General features: G+C 61.4%; 9 protein-coding genes. 7 read left to right on the plus strand and 2 right to left on the minus strand.

Annotated elements, in window-relative coordinates:
- Positions 1-115: 115 nt before the first annotated feature.
- The 5 genes from HX869_RS06470 to HX869_RS06490 all read left to right on the plus strand — a co-directional run bounded on the left by HX869_RS06470 (position 116) and on the right by HX869_RS06490 (position 6,288).
- Positions 116-1,873: a carbamoyltransferase gene (locus tag HX869_RS06470; protein WP_008439143.1), complete on the plus strand. Its 1,758-nt coding sequence runs from the start codon at positions 116-118 to the stop codon at positions 1,871-1,873.
- On the plus strand, positions 1,874-2,770 hold the full coding sequence (locus HX869_RS06475; protein ID WP_178902886.1) for a GNAT family N-acetyltransferase: 897 nt from the start codon (positions 1,874-1,876) through the stop codon (positions 2,768-2,770).
- Positions 2,767-4,173 carry a PIG-L deacetylase family protein gene (locus HX869_RS06480; RefSeq protein ID WP_178902887.1) on the plus strand — a complete coding sequence of 469 codons (1,407 nt, stop codon included), beginning with the start codon at positions 2,767-2,769 and terminating at the stop codon, positions 4,171-4,173. The genes HX869_RS06475 and HX869_RS06480 overlap by 4 nt, the downstream gene beginning before the upstream one ends.
- Before the next feature lie 85 nt (positions 4,174-4,258).
- On the plus strand, positions 4,259-5,407 hold the full coding sequence (locus tag HX869_RS06485) for a glycosyltransferase family 4 protein (protein WP_134325632.1): 1,149 nt from the start codon (positions 4,259-4,261) through the stop codon (positions 5,405-5,407).
- Positions 5,404-6,288, plus strand: a complete 885-nt coding sequence (locus HX869_RS06490) for a glycosyltransferase (RefSeq protein WP_178902888.1) — start codon at positions 5,404-5,406, stop codon at positions 6,286-6,288. The genes HX869_RS06485 and HX869_RS06490 overlap by 4 nt, the downstream gene beginning before the upstream one ends.
- A 66-nt stretch (positions 6,289-6,354) precedes the next feature.
- Here HX869_RS06490 and HX869_RS06495 read toward each other — a convergent pair whose 3' ends face one another.
- On the minus strand, positions 6,355-8,232 hold the full coding sequence (locus tag HX869_RS06495) for an O-antigen ligase family protein (RefSeq protein WP_008439137.1): 1,878 nt from the start codon (positions 8,230-8,232) through the stop codon (positions 6,355-6,357).
- A 159-nt stretch (positions 8,233-8,391) separates the two neighbouring features.
- Between HX869_RS06495 and msbA the strand changes: the two genes are divergently transcribed.
- Positions 8,392-10,197: a lipid A export permease/ATP-binding protein MsbA gene (msbA, locus tag HX869_RS06500; protein WP_003209481.1), complete on the plus strand. Its 1,806-nt coding sequence runs from the start codon at positions 8,392-8,394 to the stop codon at positions 10,195-10,197.
- Positions 10,198-10,351: 154 nt separating this feature from the next.
- Positions 10,352-11,773 (plus strand): bifunctional D-glycero-beta-D-manno-heptose-7-phosphate kinase/D-glycero-beta-D-manno-heptose 1-phosphate adenylyltransferase HldE, encoded by a 1,422-nt coding sequence (gene hldE / locus HX869_RS06505; RefSeq protein WP_003209486.1) that lies wholly within the window; start codon positions 10,352-10,354, stop codon positions 11,771-11,773.
- A gap of 133 nt (positions 11,774-11,906) precedes the next feature.
- On the opposite strand, the gene HX869_RS06510 is transcribed toward hldE, so the two are convergent.
- Entirely contained in the window at positions 11,907-12,875 is a 969-nt protein-coding gene (locus HX869_RS06510) for a hypothetical protein (protein WP_003209488.1), read from the minus strand.
- Positions 12,876-12,896 lie beyond the last annotated feature (21 nt).

The following is a 12,896-nucleotide window of genomic DNA, read 5'->3' on the forward strand; positions in this document are numbered from 1 at the left end:
CCCGCGCCGTGTTTACGCTATAATCCCGCCCTTTAGCTGTTTCTCGCCCAGGCGGGGAGCACACTTTTTTCAGGCGTGACGCGCCTGCATGCAGACTAAAAGAGGCTAGACCCCTGTGGCATTGACGATTCTTGGCCTGTCCGGCGCCCTTAGCCATGATCCTTCCGCAGCCTTGTACATCGACGGCAAGCTGATCGCGGCCGCCGAAGAAGAGCGCTTCGTACGCGACAAACATGCAAAGAACCGCATGCCCTACGAGTCGGCGAAGTTCTGCCTGGAACAAGCCGGTATCAAGCCTTCCGACGTTGATGTGGTGGCGATTCCGTTCGCCCCCATCAGCCTGTTCGGCGAGGCCCGCTGGCACTACGCCAAGCGTTACTGGTACGCCCCGGACCGCGCCCTCGACGCGATCCTGATGGGCAACCGTCGCTACAAGCGCTATCGCAACAAGATCGTCTGGTGCCTGGAGCAACTGGGCTTCGATCCGAAGAAAATCAAGATCGAACCGGTTGAACACCACCTGGCTCACGCCTCCAGTGCCTACCATTGCTCGGGCTTCCAGGAGAAGACCGCGATCCTCGGGATCGACGGCAAGGGCGAGTACGCCACCACCTTCTTCGGCTACGGCGAAAACGGCAAGATCCACAAGATCAAGGAATTCTACGATCCGGACTCCCTCGGCGGCCTGTATGGCGCGATCACCGAGTTCCTCGGTTTCGAGATGCTCGACGGTGAGTTCAAGGTCATGGGCATGGCGCCGTATGGCGATGCCAGCAAGTACGATTTCTCGCGCCTGGCCTCCTTTGAAAACGGCGAGCTGGTGATCAACACCGACTACGCCAACGTCATCGGCCTGCGCCGCTACAAAGAGAAGGGCAAGGGTTTCTACTTCTCGCCAAAACTGATCGAGTGGCTGGGTCCGAAGCGCGAAGGCGATATCGCCGACGAGCCGTACATCCACTACGCGGCCAGCATGCAGGCGCTGTTCGAGAAGCTGGCGTTGCAGATGATCGACCATTACCTGGGCGACATCCTCAAAGACACCGGCAAGCTGGCGTTTGCCGGCGGCTGTGCGCTGAACGTCAAGCTGAACCAGAAGATCATTGCCCGCGACGACGTCAAGGAGCTGTTCGTGCAGCCGGCGTCCGGCGATGCCGGTACTGCGGTGGGTGCAGCCGCCTACGTGTCTCACGCCCGTGGCGTACCGGTTGAGAAGATGGAACACGTCTATCTCGGCCCGTCCTACAGCAACGAAGACGTGATCGCGGCGTGCGCCAAGCACGAGAGCAAGCCGGTTTGGCGCAAGATTGAAAACATGCCCAAGCGCATCGCCAGGATCATGGTCGACGGCAACCCGGTGGCCTGGTTCCAGGGCCGCATGGAGTTTGGCCCGCGTGCCCTGGGCGGTCGTTCGATCATCGGTTGCCCAAGCGCCACCGGCGTGGCTGACCGGATCAACCACCAGATAAAGTTCCGCGAGCGCTGGAGGCCTTTCTGCCCGTCGATGCTCGACACCGTTGCGCCACAGATGATCAAGGTCGATCACCCGGCGCCGTTCATGACCTTCACTTTTGAAGTGTCGGAAGAGTGGAAAACCCGCGTGCCGGAAGTGGTCCATGAAGATGGTACCTCCCGTGCCCAGGTGCTCAAGCGCGAATACAACCCGCGCTACTACGACATGATGAAAGAACTGGAAGTACTGACCGGCAATGGTGTGTCGCTGAACACCTCGCTCAACCGTCGTGGCGAAGCGATGATCTGCTCGCCGACTGATGCGCTGAACATGTTCTTCGGTTCCGACCTGCAGTACCTGATCATGGAAGACATCCTCGTGGTCAAGGACGGCGTGGACCCTTATGACGCCGTGGTCTAAATGCTGAACCGCTTCCAGGGCTGGCGTGAACGTGGCTGGACGCCTGTCGAGGCCGAGGTTTACGCCCAGGCCTGGCAGCGTTTTGGCGGCAGCGTGGCGACTCATCCGCAGATCGTCGAGCGGCTGGCGCACCTGGCGCAGATTCCGGTGCGCTACCTGGGCTGGGAGCAGGACGGTGAGCTGAAGGGCGCAATTGCTACCTGGGGGCGCGACCTGGCCCTGTCCAAGGACGTGCTCAAGCGCAAAGGCAAAAAAGGCCTGTTTGATCTGGGTAACGCCGAGATCATCCTGCCGATTGCCGCCGATGCGCAGGTGCCGTTGCGCCATCGCGCGCGTTATCTCTCTGCATTGAATGAAGGGCGCGTGAGCACCCTCAGGCCCCAGGCCGAGCAGTTGGCCATGGCGCGCACACCGGAAGAGCTGTCGAAGAAGTTTCGCTACAACCAGCGCCGCGAACTGCGTTTGCTGGAAGAGGCGGGCGGCGTGGTGCGGGCGGTCGGCGAGTTTTCCAGCAGCGAACTGGCGGCGATTTATTGCGACCTGTTCCAGCGGCGTTGGGGCTTCCCGGCCGCAGGTGCCGAGCGTTTGGCCGAGGTGCTGGAGTTGCTCAAGGAATTCCTTTTCGGCTCGGTGCTGTTTCTCAATGACGCGGCGATTGCCGTGCAACTGGTGTATCAGGTGCAGGCGCCGCAGTGGGTCAGCGCCGAATACGTCAACGGCGGTGTCGACCCTGAAACCAAGACGTTCAGCCCCGGCAGCGTGCTGAGCTTCCTCAATACCCAAAGTGCCTGGGAGCAAGCGCGGGCGAGCGACAAGCCGCTGCGTTTCTCCTTCGGGCGTTCCGACCGTGAATACAAGGAGCGCTGGTGCAACCCGGTGCCGGTGTTCAGCGTATGAGTCGCAAACAGCAATTGCTCAAGCAGCACCGGCGCAACAAGCGTATTGCGCTGTTGGTGGGTCTGTTGCTATTGGTGGCTGTCGGTGTGCTGGTGGCCTGGTGGTTGCCACTGGTGCTGGCCGTGGTGCTGTGGGCCGCGCATGAGGCCTGGTTTGCCGATCATCTGTTCTACTCGCCTAAAGACGACTATGAGTACGCGTTTCCTGAAGGGAGCGAGTGCACGGGCCTGCGTCTTGAAGCCGGGCGCCTGCTGTTGGACACGCCTCTGGTGGGTGATGAAACCCTGATCGTCGGGGTTGAACTCAAAAGCTCTTGGCTCGGGCGTTTTCTCGATCCTGCGGTGGAGTTATCGGGCCTGGATGCACCAGACCGGCAAGTCTTCGAGCGGGGGGGGGCAGGACGGCGCTACCTCAACCTGACAGGCATGGGCGAAGCGCTGGCCAGCGGTAAGATGCGCTTGCGCGGGCGCTTCTGCCGGATCAAGGGGCAGCCTACGCTCTGGTTGTTCCGCCAGCCGGATTACCGTCGCCAGCGCGTGATGGTCATTGCTCCCCATGCCGACGATGCCGAACTGGCTGCCTTCAGCCTTTACAGCCAGGCCGATGAGAGCTGGATCGTCACCGTTACAGCGGGCGAAATCGAAGCCGATCACTATCAGCAGATGGGCATGCCCAAGGCCGATGCCGCACGACTCAAAGGCCGCCTGCGTGCCTGGGACAGCGTCACCGTGCCGCGTTGGGCGGGCGTTCCCGAAGCGCAGTGCGTGCAGTTGGGGTACTTCTGCATGCAGCTTGCAGCGATGCAGGCCGCACCGGATCAGCCCCAGGCTTCCCGGGAAGCTCAGTTGGACGATACGCGGCTGTTTCGCCAGTTCAATGCCCTGGCCTTGCCCGGGGATGTGGACGGCGCCCCGACCTGGAATAACCTGATTGCCGACCTGCGGGCATTGCTGCTCAAGGCGCGCCCGCAGGTGATCGTGTTGCCGACGCCGTTGCTGGATCCGCACCCGGATCACATCTGCGCCCACGCCGCGATTCTCGAAGCCTTGCAAGGCCTGGAGTGGCAACCGGGCACGTTGCTCGGCTACGCCAACCACCTGCATGATAACGATCGTTGGCCCATGGGTGATTCGGGCGCTGGCGTGGCCTTGCCGCCGCGTTTTGATGCCTCCCGTGAACTTGTGCCTTGCAGCTTGCCGCTGACGCTGAGCCAGCAGCGGGACAAGGCCATGGCCCTGGGCATGATGCACGACTTGCAGCCGCGGGCGCCGTTCAAGCGACGCGTGCGCAGGTGGTTGCAGCAATTACTGGCGGGCCGTAGTCCATCGCCTTACGGAGAGAATGAGTTCTTCCGCAAGGCGGTGCGCCGTCATGAGTTGCTCTGGGTGTTGAAGCAGGATTGAGACCTTATTGAAGGCAGGCTTGCAGCGCCTGCCGCCCCTTTTCGCCGGGCTGCGCGCCCGCAGCCAGATTGCAGCATGGAGAGTTATGAAACCTCGTTTCAAGGTTTTGCAGTTACAGCCGGACTACAACGTCAAGACCCACGACTTCGCCGACCTCGGCGAGCAGATCGTCAAGGCCTTGCCGGCTGAACGTTTCGAGGTCACATCCGGGTTCCTCAGCGGCCGCCCGCTGCCCGGCCAGCCCCTGAGCGTGGCTGAGCACTCCCATTATTTCGAGTTGCCGGAAAAGTCCCTCAAGGGCATTCGTTTCGGCGCGATGTGGCAGATCTACAAATATTGCCGCGAGCAGAAATTCGACGTGGTCATCTGTAACCGCTTCAAGTCGGTGAACATGATGCTGTCGCTCAACCGCTGGTTGAAGATCCCCCTGTGCATCGGCATCTCCCACGGTTTTGGCGAGTACGCCCGGGGCTACCGTCGGCGCCAGACGCAGAAGTGGGTCAGCCCGGCGTGGCGATTCGTCGGGGTGTCGGCAGCGGTCAGGGATTACCTGGTGGACCTCAACTGCGGGTTCACCCGCGAAAACACCACCTTTGTCACCAATGCCATCGACATCCCCCAGGCCGAAGCCTTGCAGTTGCCACGGGATGAAGCGCGCGAGGCCCTGGGCCTGCCGCTGGATGCACGGATGATTGGCGCCCTGGGCCGCCTGGTGCCGATCAAGGGCCACACCCATTTGTTGCAAGCGTTCGCCACCCTCAAGGACAAATACCCTGAGGCCCAGGTGGGGATCATCGGCTCCGGCCGCGCCGAAGCAGACCTGCGCGCCGATATCGAGCGCCTGGGCCTGACCGGCCGTGCGCACCTGCTGGGCTTTCGCGAAGATGGCATGAAGTATGTGCGCGGTTTCGACATCTGGACCATGCCGTCGTTGTTCGAAGGCCTGGGCCTGGCGCTGCTGGAAGGCATGAGCGGCCATTTGCCGGTCATCGCCTCCAATGGCCCGGCGATGCTGCCGTTGGTGCAAGGTGCCGGCGGCCTCTCCCATGATCCGGGCAATGTCGAGCAGTTGGCGGCAGCACTGGACACTTACCTGGCGCTGAGCGACGAAGAGCTGCGTGCCAAGGGTGAGCAAGTGTTCCGCTACCTGGAAGAAAACCACACCTTGGACGAGTTCCGGCACAAGTATTTGAACCTGATCGAAACCGGTCTGCGTGAAGTAGGTAAAGCATGAGTCTGCAGCAACCCCTGGTCACTGTGATCATCGCCTCCTACAACCACGGGCCGTACATCGAGCAGAGCATTCTCAGTGTGCTCGGCCAGACCTACGCCAATATCGAATTACTGGTGGTGGACGACGGTTCCAAGGATGACAGCGTGGAGCGCATCCAGCGCTTGCAGGCCGAACACGGGTTTGATTTCCAGGTGCAGCAGAACCAGGGCCTGACCAATACCCTGAACGGTGCCATCGCTCGCGCCAAAGGCAGCCTGATCGCGCCATTCGGCTCCGATGACATCATGCTGCCCGAGCGCATCGCCACCCAGGTTGCCTACATGGAAGGCAAGCCGAAGGTGGGTATTTGCGCCGGCAATATCGAGTTGATTGATGGGGACGGCAAGCCATACCCGGAGAAGAAGCAGCGCCGCGACTTGGCGTTTCGCAGCCTGGATTTCGATGACCTGTTCCTCGATCGCAAGCCCTTTCCGCCGGCACCGACGCTGATGATCCGTCGGCAGGCGCTGGAAGAGGTCGGAGGGTTCGATCCGCTGATTCCGCTGGAAGACTTGCTGATCGAATTGAAGATCACCCACGCCGGGTACACCATCGACGTGTTGAACGTGGTGATGGCGCGCTATCGCCAGCACGCGACCAACACCTACAAGAATCACCGCTACATGATCCAGAACATCCTCAAGACCTACGGGTTGTTCAGCGATCATCCCGCCTACGATCAGGTTCGCTACAACTTCCTGAACTCGATGTTCCTCAAGACCGCCGACCGTGACCGCCCACTGGCGCGGGAGATCCTCAAGCAGATTCCGTTGAAGTTCTGGGGTCGCAAGACCTTGCGTGGGTTGGTGCGGCTGTACCTGGCGCCGCAGCGCAGCTCATAGGGCTTCGGCCGGGCCATTGCGTTCACCTCAATGGCCCGGGGCCTGCAACCCCGGCGCTTCAAACCATCACTTGGCCGGGTTCGCTACCTGCGCAACCGGACGATTGAGCCTGGACACCTGGTCACGGATCTTCGCCGTGGCGCTTGGCGATGCAGCCGAAGCGTAGCCAGCGGCGAGTTGCTCAAAGTGGGTTTCGAACAACCAGTTGCGGTCCTGGGGATAACGCTGCATGTGCCGCAGGTTGCGCTGGCGCAGGGCGTTACGCAGCGGCGATGGGTAGATGCGCATGTCTGCCACGTCAATCAGGCCGAACTCGCCATCATCCATCAAAAGTACGTTGCCCAGGTGCAGGGAGCGGAAGTACACGCCGCGCTCGTGGAGCTGGGCCATGAACCGGCCGAAACGTTCGATCAGCGATTCCCGCAGGCTGCTGTCCAGGCTTTGCAGGGCCTGGCGCAGGGTCAGGCCGGGGAGCGGCTGATAACGTACGGCGCTGCTCGCATCCTTTAATTGATAGAGATTGAGGATGACCGGTGATGGAATCCCCAATGCACGCAGTTGCTCGCTGTTGCTGGCAAAGCGCTCTGAATAGGGATTGAAGCTGCCTGAGGTGTACCAGCGACGAGGGCGGAACAGCTTGAGGAAGCTGCCATCCTCCAGGCGCAGGACCTTGGGCCCCAGGCCATCGGCTTCGATCACGTGGGCGTTGGCGCACAGCTGTTCGAAGTCTTGCGATTTCAGGCGTTGAACCGGCATGCGCAGCAGGCTGCGGCGACGCTGGGCGATGCTCAGGCCGGCGATCAGTGCCAGCGGGATCCACAGCAGGAACCAGTGCTCTTTTGGTCGCGAGAGAATGCCGCCGCCTTCGGTCAGGCCGGCACCGATGCCATAGGCCAGCAGGGAGGAGGCCAGGATGAACAATGGCTGCGCACGTTCCTTGAGGCTTTTGTACAGGCCCCAGCCGAGCATGAATATCCACGGGATGAAGCCGATGATGCCGACGTAATAGAGCACGCCGAGGGCAAAGCTGTGGGGTTCGCGCAGTTGATTGCCGTCGGCGAGTGTCAGGTACAACTCTGAGTCGTAGCTGTGGCCGATCCAGGGGTGTTCGGCAATACGCTCAAGCGACATGCTCCAGAGTTCGAAGCGGGACGAGCTGCCACGATTGGTGATCAGTTCGGGATAGAGCAGCAGCAGCGCCGCGGCCCCCAGCGCCATACAGGCGATCAGCAGGGCCGAGCGCCGATTGCGAGTGATGAAACTTAGCCAGAGCACGGCAAGGAGCAGGGCAACCAGCGGCGTTCTCGAGCCGGTGGCCATCACTGCAGCGCCCATGATTGCCAGTGCCGGAACGCTGAACCAGAGTACGTGCGCACGCTTGGTGGTCATGCATACGTACAGCCAGTAAATGCAGAAGAATCCGAATACGTGAGAGCTCAGCAGCGGATTATCAAGAGCGCCACGCCCGCCGATCATTCGCGAGCCATCCGAGAGGTGGGGAGCAAAAGCCACCAGGCTGCAGGCGCTCGATATCAGCGCAATCAGCGCGGCACAGAAGAAGATCGGCTTGAACAGTTCGCTGCGGTAATGCAGCAACAGTCCTAAGCCGACAAACAACGTGAAGGTATTCGGTGGCCGCTTGAACAGGTCGGAGTCTGTCGTGGCCTCAGGGCTCCAGAGCAGGCTGGTGAGCGCCCAGCCCGAGAAAACCAGGAAGGCAATCGCCAGGGGCTCGCGCAATACCTGCTTGAATTCCGTCGGGCGCAGGCACAGCAGCAACAGTGTCGGCGCTGCGAACAGCAGGTAGTAGAACCTGTGCAGCACGTTTCGATTGGTGACGAAGAACAGCGAACTCAGGAGCAACAACAAGCCGATGGGCAGAATCCACAAACAGAGGAAGTCGAAAACGCGATTTGAGCCATAGGTAAGGCGCTTGGAGTGCATACAGAAAAGCCGTTCCAGAATAAAGAAAGCCGACCATACTAAAGTAGTGGCTATATAATGTCGTCCGTTGGATCCAACGGGGCTGCGGTTGTGCCGCGTGCAAGTACAACAGAGAAGCTGTGCTAAAGTCAGCCTCCTTTTTCAAAACCGCCGCGTGATATGACCGACTCCAGTCCGAGCGCAAGCCCTTCGAGCTTGAAAATATACTTCCGCCTGCTCAGCTACGTTAAGCCCTATGCCGGCTTGTTCGCGCTGAGTATCGTCGGCTTTCTGATTTTCGCTTCGACCCAGCCGATGCTGGGCTACATCCTCAAGTACTTTGTCGATGGCCTGTCCAACCCTGAAGCGGTGTTGTTCCCCACGGTGCCTTTCCTGCGTGACCTGCAACTGCTGCAGGCCGTGCCGTTGCTGATCATCCTGATCGCCGCGTGGCAGGGCCTCGGTTCGTTCCTGGGCAACTACCTGCTGGCCAAGGTTTCCCTGGGCCTGGTCCACGACCTGCGGGTGCAGTTGTTCAACAACCTGCTGACCCTGCCGAACCGCTATTTCGACAATCACAACTCCGGGCACCTGATCTCCCGCATCACCTTCAACGTGACCATGGTCACCGGTGCTGCGACCGATGCCATCAAGGTGGTGATTCGCGAAGGCATGACGGTGATCTTCCTGTTCGCCTCGCTGCTGTTCATGAACTGGCGGCTGACCCTGGTGATGATCGCCATCCTGCCGTTGATTGCCGTGATGGTCAGCACCGCAAGCAAGAAATTCCGCAAGCAGAGCAAGAAGATCCAGGTTGCGATGGGTGACGTCACCCACGTTGCCTCGGAAACCATCCAGGGCTACCGCGTGGTGCGCAGCTTCGGCGGTGAGGTGTATGAGCAGAAGCGCTTCCTCAAGGCCAGCCTGAGCAACACCAACAAGCAACTGCGCATGACCCGCACCGGCGCGATCTATACGCCGGCGCTGCAACTGGTGATCTACAGCGCCATGGCAGTGTTGATGTTCCTGGTCCTGTACCTTCGCGGTGATGCGTCGGCGGGTGACATGGTGGCCTACATCACGTTGGCCGGCCTGTTGCCCAAGCCAATCCGCCAGCTGTCCGAAGTCAGCTCGACCATCCAGAAAGGCGTGGCCGGTGCCGAAAGTATTTTCGAGCAGTTGGACGAAGACGTGGAAATCGATCGCGGCACCATCGAGCGCGACAAGGTCAGCGGCCGCCTGGAAGTGCGCAACCTGAACTTCACCTACCCGGGCACCGAGCGTCATGTGCTCAAGGACATCACTTTTACCGCAGAGCCCGGGCAGATGGTTGCCCTGGTGGGGCGTTCGGGTAGCGGCAAGTCGACACTGGCCAGCCTGATCCCGCGTTTCTACCACCATGAGAGCGGTGAGATCCTGCTCGACGGCGTGGAAATCGAAGACTATCGCCTGCTCAACCTGCGTCGGCACATCGCCCAGGTGACCCAGCATGTGACCCTGTTCAGCGACACGGTGACCAACAACATCGCCTACGGTGACCTGGCCGGCGCACCGCGGGCCGATGTCGAGGCGGCAGCGGCCGATGCCTATGCCAAGGACTTCATCGACCAGTTGCCCAAGGGCTTCGACACCCAGGTCGGCGAAAACGGCGTGCTGCTGTCCGGCGGCCAGCGCCAGCGCCTGGCAATCGCCCGGGCCTTGCTCAAGAACGCGCCATTGCTGATCCTCGACGAGGCCACCTCGGCGCTGGACACCGAATCGGAGCGCCATATCCAGGCCGCCCTGGACAAGGTCATGCAAGGCCGCACGACCCTGGTGATCGCTCACCGCCTGTCGACCATCGAGAAAGCCGACCTGATCCTGGTGATGGACGATGGCCGGATAGTCGAGCGCGGTACCCACGGCGAATTGCTGGCGCAAAACGGTTACTACGCCCGGCTGCATGCCATGGGCCTGGACGCGCCGATCCCGGCCGACATCACCTGATCTGCAGGAGCCGGCTTGCCGGCGATGGCCACCGCGGTTGCACTGAAAAACCGCGGTGGCCGCATCGCCGGCAAGCCGGCTCCTACATTGCACAAGCCTTTGACAACCCTGTGGTAATATCGCGCCCCTGTTCATTTTGTATGTGGGTTGCTCCATGAAGTTGTCCATGCCGCGATTCGATCAAGCCCCTGTCTTGGTGGTCGGCGATGTCATGCTCGACCGTTACTGGCATGGCGGTACCTCACGGATTTCCCCTGAGGCACCGGTACCGGTAGTCAAGGTCGAGCAAATCGAAGACCGTCCAGGTGGCGCTGCCAACGTTGCCCTCAATATTGCCGCCCTCGGCGCCCCGGCATCCCTCGTGGGTGTGACCGGCGACGACGAGGCTGCCGACAGCCTGGCCAACAGCCTGAAGGGTGCGGGTGTGCGTGCGCTGTTCCAGCGTATTCCCCACCAGCCGACCATCGTCAAGCTGCGGGTCATGAGCCGGCACCAGCAATTGCTGCGTATCGATTTTGAAGAACCCTTCGCCACCGACGCCCTGGTGCTCAGCGCCCAGGTCGACGAGATGCTCGAAGGCATCAAGGTGCTGGTGCTGTCCGACTACGGGAAAGGCGCCTTGAAAAACCATCAGGTACTGATCCAGGCCGCCAAGGCCCGGGGCATTCCGGTGCTGGCAGATCCCAAGGGCAAGGACTTCTCGATTTATCGGGGCGCCAGCCTGATCACGCCGAACCTCAGCGAATTTGAAACCATCGTCGGCGGTTGTGTCGATGAGCACGAGCTGGTGACCAAGGGCGCCCAACTCATGGCCGACCTCGACCTGGGTGCCTTGCTGGTGACCCGTGGCGAACACGGCATGACCTTGCTGCGTCCTGATCACCCGGCCATGCACCTGCCGGCGCGGGCCCGTGAAGTGTTCGACGTGACCGGTGCCGGTGACACCGTGATTTCCACCCTGGCCGCGGCAATTGCGGCGGGCGAGGAACTTCCCCATGCGGTGGCCCTGGCCAACCTGGCAGCAGGTATCGTGGTCGGCAAGCTCGGTACGGCGGCCATCAGTGCACCTGAGCTGCGCCGCGCCATCCAGCGATCCGAAGGCTCGGAGCGCGGCGTGTTGAGCCTTGAGCAACTGTTGCTGGCGATTGACGATGCCCGTGCCCATAACGAGAGCATTGTCTTCACCAACGGTTGCTTCGACATCCTCCACGCCGGTCACGTGACCTACCTGGAGCAGGCGCGGGCCCAGGGCGATCGCTTGATCGTGGCAGTCAACGATGATGCGTCGGTCAGCCGCCTCAAGGGGCCAGGCCGGCCGATCAACAGTGTCGACCGTCGCATGGCGGTGCTGGCAGGTTTGGGTGCGGTGGACTGGGTGATCAGCTTTGCCGAGGCGACCCCGGAAAACCTGCTGGCCCAGGTCAAGCCGGACGTGCTGGTCAAGGGCGGTGATTATTCCGTCGACCAGGTGGTGGGTGCCGATATCGTCAGTGCCTACGGTGGCAAGGTCAAAGTGCTGGGGTTGGTGGAAAACAGCTCGACCACGGCGATTGTCGAGAAGATCCGCAATAACTGATGGTGGGAGCGGGCTCGTGTGGGAGCGGGCTTGCTCGCGAAAGCGGTGGGTCAGCTGGCAGATGCAGTGACTGATACACCGCATTCGCGAGCAAGCCCGCTCCCACATTTGACCGCCGCGACCTGATGTCCGGTTACGGGTTGGCTTTTTTCTTCGGCACGATCTTGCGCAAGATCTGCCGCGCCTTACCCGTCAAGCGCTTCAATTTCGATTCTTTCTCCGGTGCACTCAGCCCTTGCTGGCGCAGCCAGTCCTTCCAGCGGATCCGCTCATCCCGCACGATCCAGCCTTCCTGCTGGGCAAAGCTTTCAGCCAGATACAACCCTCGCGTACTCGCCGGATACAGCTGATCCTTCTTCAAGGTATACAGCTCCGCACACGGCTGCCCGTCCTTCAGCGGCATCAGGTACAGGTCCGGGCGCTGGCGGTCCAGGCGGGCCACCAATTGGTCGCCCTCCAGGCGCTCGTCCACATGAAACAGGCTCAGGGACTTCGCCTCCTTGGGCACTTCCAGGCGCAAGTCATAAATCAACTGCAGCGAAGCCGTGGGCAGGTGCACGTAGGCGCGTGGCCGTTCAATCAATTGCATGGTGGCGCAGCGCACCGGGCGCGCGGCCCCGGACAGCGGTGAGAGACGGAACGGCAACGCTTCGCGGTAGTGCAGGGCCGACGAGTAGGGCGCCGGCAGCCAGGTGTCATTGAAACGACCGCCCAGCCAGCCTTCCGGGGTTTCCAGCAGGCATTCCTCGGCGATTTCCTGGATGGCGGTGTGCAGTGGCAGGTTCAGTTCGTGGGCCGGCACATAGCCGGAGATCAGCTTGAGCACGACGTCGCCACGGTCTTGTCGGCGCTGGCGCACCAGCACCCAGTAATCGCGGTTCTGCCAGTGCAGCGTCAGGCGCACCGAGACCCCAAGGTTGGCCAGCTCCAGCACGAAACGCTCGGTGTCTTTCACCTCCACCGGCTTGCGCCGTTGCAGGGTCTGGGCGAAGTTGAGCGGCATGCCGACGCTCTGGTAGCTCAAGCCTTCGGGGGTTGCTTCGACGTGCAGCGGCAGTGTCTTGAAGTTGCTGGGGTTCTTTCTTATGAGCGTTCGCGGCATGTCGGCTCCTTCTTGCGTCGG

Source organism: Pseudomonas sp. P7779 (genome assembly GCF_013386315.1).
Lineage (GTDB): Bacteria > Pseudomonadota > Gammaproteobacteria > Pseudomonadales > Pseudomonadaceae > Aquipseudomonas.

Coding starts and splice junctions, on each gene's coding strand:
- HX869_RS06475 (WP_178902886.1), top strand. CDS start 1,874: ATGCTGAACCGCTTCCAGGGCTGGCGTGAACGTGGCTGGACGCCTGTC.
- HX869_RS06480 (WP_178902887.1), top strand. CDS start 2,767: ATGAGTCGCAAACAGCAATTGCTCAAGCAGCACCGGCGCAACAAGCGT.
- HX869_RS06485 (WP_134325632.1), top strand. CDS start 4,259: ATGAAACCTCGTTTCAAGGTTTTGCAGTTACAGCCGGACTACAACGTC.
- HX869_RS06490 (WP_178902888.1), top strand. CDS start 5,404: ATGAGTCTGCAGCAACCCCTGGTCACTGTGATCATCGCCTCCTACAAC.
- HX869_RS06495 (WP_008439137.1), bottom strand. CDS start 8,232: ATGCACTCCAAGCGCCTTACCTATGGCTCAAATCGCGTTTTCGACTTC.
- msbA (WP_003209481.1), top strand. CDS start 8,392: ATGACCGACTCCAGTCCGAGCGCAAGCCCTTCGAGCTTGAAAATATAC.
- hldE (WP_003209486.1), top strand. CDS start 10,352: ATGAAGTTGTCCATGCCGCGATTCGATCAAGCCCCTGTCTTGGTGGTC.
- HX869_RS06510 (WP_003209488.1), bottom strand. CDS start 12,875: ATGCCGCGAACGCTCATAAGAAAGAACCCCAGCAACTTCAAGACACTG.